Source organism: Sporomusa sp. (assembly GCF_035561255.1).
GTDB lineage: Bacteria > Bacillota > Negativicutes > Sporomusales > Sporomusaceae > Sporomusa.
The window spans coordinates 1-6,604 of sequence record NZ_DATMXX010000304.1; the positions used below are offsets into that span (position 1 = coordinate 1).

The 6,604-nt window shown below is 44.9% G+C and carries 6 protein-coding genes and 1 riboswitch; all 6 genes read left to right on the forward strand.

Annotated features, from left to right (window positions below; all coding sequences use genetic code 11):
* Positions 1-24 precede the first annotated feature (24 nt).
* Positions 25-228 carry a hypothetical protein gene (locus VN379_RS16580; RefSeq protein ID WP_325535838.1) on the forward strand — a complete coding sequence of 68 codons (204 nt, stop codon included), beginning with the start codon at positions 25-27 and terminating at the stop codon, positions 226-228.
* A complete protein-coding gene (gene glp, locus VN379_RS16585) occupies positions 228-1,469 on the forward strand; it encodes a gephyrin-like molybdotransferase Glp (protein ID WP_325535839.1) in 1,242 nt (413 codons plus the stop codon). Before VN379_RS16580 ends, glp begins: the two co-directional genes overlap by 1 nt.
* 12 nt (positions 1,470-1,481) lie before the next feature.
* Entirely contained in the window at positions 1,482-3,422 is a 1,941-nt protein-coding gene (locus tag VN379_RS16590) for a molybdopterin biosynthesis protein (protein WP_325535840.1), read from the forward strand.
* Between the two features lie 35 nt (positions 3,423-3,457).
* Positions 3,458-3,579: riboswitch (molybdenum cofactor riboswitch) on the forward strand.
* Between the two features lie 196 nt (positions 3,580-3,775).
* Complete coding sequence (locus VN379_RS16595; protein WP_325535841.1) at positions 3,776-4,657, forward strand: substrate-binding domain-containing protein; 882 nt, start codon at positions 3,776-3,778, stop codon at positions 4,655-4,657.
* Positions 4,658-4,669: 12 nt separating this feature from the next.
* Positions 4,670-5,374 carry an ABC transporter permease gene (locus VN379_RS16600; protein ID WP_325535842.1) on the forward strand — a complete coding sequence of 235 codons (705 nt, stop codon included), beginning with the start codon at positions 4,670-4,672 and terminating at the stop codon, positions 5,372-5,374.
* Positions 5,371-6,444 carry an ABC transporter ATP-binding protein gene (locus VN379_RS16605; protein WP_325535843.1) on the forward strand — a complete coding sequence of 358 codons (1,074 nt, stop codon included), beginning with the start codon at positions 5,371-5,373 and terminating at the stop codon, positions 6,442-6,444. The genes VN379_RS16600 and VN379_RS16605 overlap by 4 nt, the downstream gene beginning before the upstream one ends.
* Positions 6,445-6,604 lie beyond the last annotated feature (160 nt).

The following is a 6,604-nucleotide window of genomic DNA, read 5'->3' on the forward strand; positions in this document are numbered from 1 at the left end:
GGATATAGGAGGTTTGCAATTTTTATGAGATCATTTGAACCACGTGAAGTTATTAAAAAAAAACTTATTGAGTTAGCGAAAAATGGAAAAATGACGTGTGCCGAGGCTCATCAGTTAGCCGAGTCAGAGGGCGTGTCACTAATAATTATCGGCGAGGTGGCTGAAGAAGCCGGGGTAAAAATTTGTGATTGCCAGCTAGGCTGTTTTGGTAAGTATAAGGAGCGCTAATGATGGAGTATTTTAATTGCATATCTCTAAAAGAGGCAGAACGATTGATATTGAACGAGTTAGCTGGGCTTATAGTGGGGAGCGAACAAGTATCTTTGGTCGATTCTTTAGGCCGCATCGCGGCAGGAGACGTTGTTAGCAAAGAAGATTTACCGCCGTTTAGCCGGTCGACTGTTGATGGTTTTGCAGTACGTGGCATGGATTCGTTTGGGGCAGGCGAAGGTGTGCCGGCATTATTTGATATTGTGGGCGAAGTGGTTATGGGGGAGCAGACCTTTATTCAGCTAAAACCTGGACAGGCTGTGACTATACCAACTGGTGGTATGTTGCCGATTGGGGCAGATGCTGTCGTTATGATAGAACATGTAGAACGGCCTGATAAGGATAATCTACTAGTTCTAAAGGCGGTTGCACCAGGAGAGAATGTAGTTCTTAAAGGTGAAGATATCAGTATAGGACGCCAACTCCTGAGCCAGGGGCGAAAAATTTTTCCGCAGGATATTGGGGCGCTGGCTGCCTGTGGCTGTGTGGTTGTGCCAGTACGCCAGAAACCTGAGGTCGTAATTATATCCACCGGCGATGAGGTGGTCGATATAGAGTGTACCCCGGTAAGTGGTCAAATTCGTGATATTAATTCTTATGCGTTGGCGGCAATGCTCGAAGATAACGGGTGTATAGTTAGGCGTTATGGAATAGTAAAAGACCAATATGAGGAATTATTAGCGGCATTATCGCAGGCGGTACTGTGTTGCAATATGGTCATTGTATCAGGCGGTAGTTCAGTTGGAGTTAGGGATCATACTGTCCGAGTCATTAAAGAGTTGGGAAAATCTAATGTATTATTTCACGGGGTGGCAGTAAAACCCGGTAAACCCACTATTTTTGGCATGGTTGGAAAAGTGCCGGTATTTGGTTTGCCAGGGCATCCAGTGGCCGCGATGACTGTTTTTGGTCAAATAGTGAAACCCGCAATCCAAATTCTCCTTGGTCAGGCTATTAGAGATATTTATACTATACCGGCCCGGCTGTCGCGCAGTATGGCTTCGGTACCGGGCAGAGATGATTTTATTAGAGTGCAGTTAATTAAGAAGTCTAACGAATATTGGGCAGAACCGGTTCTGGGAAAATCAGGTTTAATTAGTACTATGTCTGCGGCTGATGGCATCGTACATATTCCGGCTGATAAAGGTGGCTTATACAGTGAGGAAATGGTACAAGTGGAGCTTATTACAAAACAGTAAGGAGGAGGCAGTTTGAATAAAGTTAAAGCGTATTTAGAGTGCCTGCCACGGAAGCAAGCTGAAAAGTTATGGTGGGAAAAGCTTGACGCTGTGGATTATTTTACTAGTTTCCCAGTGCAGGAGGTTAGTATCAGTGATGCATTAGGGCGGGTAACTGCGCAGTGTGTATACGCCAGGCAGTCAGTGCCGCATTATAATGGTTCGGCAATGGACGGAATTGCGGTAAGGGCACAGGATACCTTTGGCGCCGGCGAAACTACCCCGAAAAAATTGCTTGTGCTGAAGGCTGGTGAGCCGTTTGTAGATGCAGGCTGCTATATTATAGACACTGGTGATTTGATGCCGGCAGGTACTAATGCGGTCATAATGGTTGAGGATGTACATTTGTCAGAGGGATATGCTGATATTATTGCGGCAGCTGCGCCGTGGCAGCATGTCCGCGTTATTGGTGAAGATATTGTGGCTAATGAAATGGTACTGCCGGAACATCATGTTATTACTCCATCAGATATTGCGGCTTTACTGGCAGCCGGACTGGATAATGTGGAAGTTGTCGCTAAGCCTAAAGTAACGGTTATTCCTACTGGCAGTGAATTAGTGGCGACTCATCAGGAGCTTACGCCAGGGGCTATTTTAGATGTTAATTCCCATATGTTGTGCGCGGCTGTAGCCACTTGGGGCGGCGAGCCGAAGCGTCATGAGATCGTTTATGATGATTATCAAAAGATTAAAACAGCTATTGCTGATAGTTTAAAAGTCAGTGATATGGTCATTACTAATGCCGGAACCTCAGCTGGTACGGAAGACTTTACTGCCGATATACTCTCAGAGCTGGGTGAGGTGTTGGTACATGGGGTGGCAATTAAACCAGGTAAACCGGTAGTATTAGCCATCTGCCAGGGAAAACCGGTTATCGGGCTTCCCGGATATCCGGTATCAGCGATGCTGACAGCGGAACTATTTGTTCGTAGTGTGCTGTGTGCCAGGCAGAAACTGCCTCAACCGGAGGTTGCAACAGTGGCGGCAACTATGTCCAGACAAGTTTACTCGCATATTGGTGTGGAAGAATATGTTAGGGTGTCACTAGGCGAAGTTCAGGGGAAAACTGTCGCTGCGCCGTTAGGACGCGGCGCTGGTTTAATAAGCTCATTAACCAAGGCTCAGGGGATGCTTGCTATTGCTGAGTCTAGAGATGGCTTGTCAGCGGGAACCGTTGCAGAGGTTAAGCTATTTGGCAGACAACAGGCCAGTAAAAATATATTATCGGTAGGCAGTCATGACCTTGCAATCGAGATTCTGGGCGTATTTTTACGGCGGCAGGCTGACTTTTCGTTGTCTTGTGCTAACGTTGGCAGTATGGGCGGTATTATGGCAATACGTAACAATGAGGCGCATATTGCGGGGATACATATGCTTGATGAAAAGACTGGTGAATTTAATGTGCCCTATGTAAACCGCTATTTAAAAAATAATGAATCTTGGCGCTTGGTGCATTTAGCCATGCGAGATCAAGGGCTAATGGTTCTGCCAGGTAATCCCAAGGGTATTCAGGGACTGTGTGATTTAGTGCGCTCAGATATTGAATACGTCAATCGCCAGCGGGGCGCTGGCACGCGAATGCTGCTGGATTACCAGCTGCAAAGAATGGGTATCGAGTCTAGTAAAATAGCTGGTTATGATAAAGAGGTAGGCACTCATATGGCAGTAGCTGCCACCATTGCGGGAGGTGCTGCTGATGCCGGTATGGGCATACGGGCCGCAGCTAAAGCGCTTGGGCTGGATTTTATTCCGGTAGCGCAGGAGCGGTATGATCTTATTCTAAATTTTTCGCCTGAAGATGAAAGGCCTGCGTTAATTATAAAGATTTTACAGTCGCCAGAGTTTCAGCAGCAGGTTGAGGCGCTGGGCGGGTATGATTTGACGGATGCAGGAAAATTGATGGCTCTGAGTTGATAATGGGAAAGTGTATAGAAAATGATCACTGAAAAATACATATAGTTCTTCGAATCCGCTGGTCTAAAGCTTGAATGCTATGACTGCCGGATCTTTAGGGTATAGCAGGAAACCGCTTATGCCTCCCACTGCGGAAAGGAGAAATGTCAGGACATACAAGGACCTGCATTGCTATATTTTCGGCAATGCAGGTCCTTTATAATTGAGGAAGGGAGAGAACAGTTGCTATTCAATTATGAGGGGGAGTGGCTATTTGGTTAATCAGGAGATTGGAATTATGGGAATAGCTGATGTAAAGGCAGCTGGATAATGGTAGAAAAAGTATAAAATAAGGAATGGGAGAGATATAAGAGATGAATAAAATGAATAGTAGAAGTTTGCTTGCAGTACTACTTATTGGTTTAATGATAAGTTTAGCAGGTTGTGGAGCAAAGCCTGCCGAGGCTCCTAAAGAAGCCGCAAAACCGCTGGTTCAGGATGTAATACTTGCTACTACTACGAGTACACAAGATAGTGGCCTTTTGGATGTGCTTATTCCTGCTTTTGAGCAAAAGACAGGCTATAAAGTAAAAACGATTGCCGTTGGTACTGGTCAAGCCTTGGCTATGGGGGAAAAGGGTGAAGCAGATGTACTTTTGGTGCATGCGCCGGATGCTGAGAAAAAAGTGGTTGCTGGTGGTGCGGCTATTAATCGCCTGATGGTTATGCATAATGATTTTATTATCGTCGGGGCTGCTGCTGATGCGGCACATAGTAAAGGTCAGACGGTTACTGCAGCGATGGCAGCTATCGCTAAAGCGCAGGCACCGTTTATTTCGCGTGGCGACAAGTCCGGTACTCATCAGATGGAACTAAAGCTCTGGAAGCAGGCCAATGTATCGCCAGAGGGGACTTGGTACCAGGAAGTTGGCGCAGGTATGGGGCAAACTTTAAATATTGCAAATGAGAAAAAAGGCTATACCCTGACAGATCGGGCTACCTTTTTAGCACAAAAGAAAAATTTATCGCTAGAGATACTGGTTGAAGGTGATGCGAAACTGTTGAATATTTATCATGTGATGGAAGTTAATCCTGAAAAATTTGCTAAAGTCAATAACGCAGGTGCAAAAGCCTTTAGCGCTTTTATATTATCAAGTGAAGGTCAAGCTTTAATTAGTACTTTTGGTAAAGATAAGTTTGGACAAGCGTTATTTTTTGCAGATGCTGGAAAAACTGAAAAAGATTTTGGATTATAAGAGGATTTAAGTATGGATAGTATTTTTTCAGGGCTGATTCAGGCGCTTTATCTGCTGGTAAATGGTGATGCTGAGGTTTATGAGGTTGCCATTTTGACCATCAAAGTCTCTGGTTTTGCAACTTTACTTAGTGTGGCTATTGGAGTCCCTGTAGGTTTGTGGCTGGCTTTGAAAGAATTCACCGGTAAACGTTTTTTCCTCAGTCTGATTAATTTTGGGATGGGGTTACCGCCAGTGGTCGTGGGCTTATTTGTCAGTTTGTTTTTATGGAGATACGGTCCGCTGGGGATATTGGGCTTAATGTATACGGTCTGGGCGATGATTATTGCCCAGGCCGTTATTGCCAGCCCTATTGTGGCTGGCTTAAGTTTTGCGGCGCTTAGTGGGCTTAATCCTAAATTGCGACTACAGTTACTATCTCTTGGCGCTACAGAGTGGCAGGCTAATTGGCTGTTAATTAAAGAGGCTAAATTAGGTTTATTGGCGGCGGTTATGGCAGGTTTCGGCGGTGTAGTTTCAGAGGTTGGGGCATCGATGATGGTCGGTGGCAATATTAAAGGTCAGACTAGAGTGCTTACTACAGCTACGGTTATGGAAGTAGGCAAAGGCAATTATGATGTCGCCTTGGCACTCAGTTTTGTTTTGTTGATTGTCGTCTATGGGATAGTAGCCTTGTTAACCTATTTGCAAAATAGTGGAAAGAGAGATAGCATATGAGACAAGTAGTGCTGGAGATAGCTGATATTAAAGTTTTTCGTAATAAACGGCAGACTTTAACAATTGAAACATTAGCAATATCTGCAGGTGAGATTGTTGCTATCGTCGGGCCTAACGGTGCAGGTAAAAGCACGCTCTTACAGCTGATTAATATGCATTTGTCGTATAAAACCGGCACAATGATCTTATTTGGAGAAGATGTCGCCAGAGCCGATAAGCATAGTTTGCGTCGGCGCTCTTCGATGGTATTTCAAGAGACAATGCTATTGGATGATACGGTATTTAATAATGTCGCATTAGCATTACGGTTTCGCGGCATGGCTGAGCGGGACATAAAGGGAAAAGTTAATAAGGTATTAGCGGATTTTCATTGTGCCCATTTGGCGACCAGGATGGCACGCAAATTGTCTGGCGGAGAGGCGCAGCGAGTTTGTCTGGCCCGTGCTCTGGTGTATGAACCTGAACTTTTATTATTGGATGAGCCGTTTGCAGCTCTTGATTCGCCGACTCGCAATACCTTATTAGCAGAATTAAGGCTGGTAGCTATTGCACGGGGCACTACGGTCATATTAGTCAGTCATAATTTTAATGATGTTTTGTACTTTGCCGAGAGGGCTGTGGTTTTGCAGGAAGGCTGTATTGTGCAAGACGATTCGCCGGCAGTAATCTTACGGCGCCCGGTGAATGCGATAATTGCTAGTTTAATCGGGATGGACAATATTTTACCCTGCCAAGTGGAAAAGCAGGGTGATGATATTTTTATACAACTGGTTAATGGTGTGCGTTTTGCCTGGATGGGCGAGGTCGTGCCAGTGGCGACGGTCTGCTGCCTTCCGGGAGATGCGCTGTATATATTTGATGAACAATTATCATACCAGTATAATTCATCGATAGTTATGGAAGGTAATGTTTCCAAGATAGTGCCAGGGATCGGAATGTACCGTATTATGGTAGAGACGAAAGGCGTGTCCTTGACAGTGCGTGTTCCACGGGAACAAGTTACCAGCAGAGTATCAATCGGGATGCATCTCAAGATAGCATTTAATCCCATGGAAGCACAGCTTGTATGAAACGTGTTCGGATTGTCTTGTTCCCAAGTCAATAATATTGGAATTGTAGTAATTAGCCATGAAGAAAAATTAATCAGGTGTCTCTGCCCTAAGATCATTAATTTAGTGGAAATTAATAACTTCAGTGCTAGTTGATAATCCAGTGCAATGAGATTATTAA

Excerpts from the sequence above, each read along its gene's own strand:
- VN379_RS16580 (WP_325535838.1), top strand. The coding sequence starts at position 25 with ATGAGATCATTTGAACCACGTGAAGTTATTAAAAAAAAACTTATTGAG.
- glp (WP_325535839.1), top strand. The coding sequence starts at position 228 with ATGATGGAGTATTTTAATTGCATATCTCTAAAAGAGGCAGAACGATTG.
- VN379_RS16595 (WP_325535841.1), top strand. The coding sequence starts at position 3,776 with ATGAATAAAATGAATAGTAGAAGTTTGCTTGCAGTACTACTTATTGGT.
- VN379_RS16600 (WP_325535842.1), top strand. The coding sequence starts at position 4,670 with ATGGATAGTATTTTTTCAGGGCTGATTCAGGCGCTTTATCTGCTGGTA.
- VN379_RS16605 (WP_325535843.1), top strand. The coding sequence starts at position 5,371 with ATGAGACAAGTAGTGCTGGAGATAGCTGATATTAAAGTTTTTCGTAAT.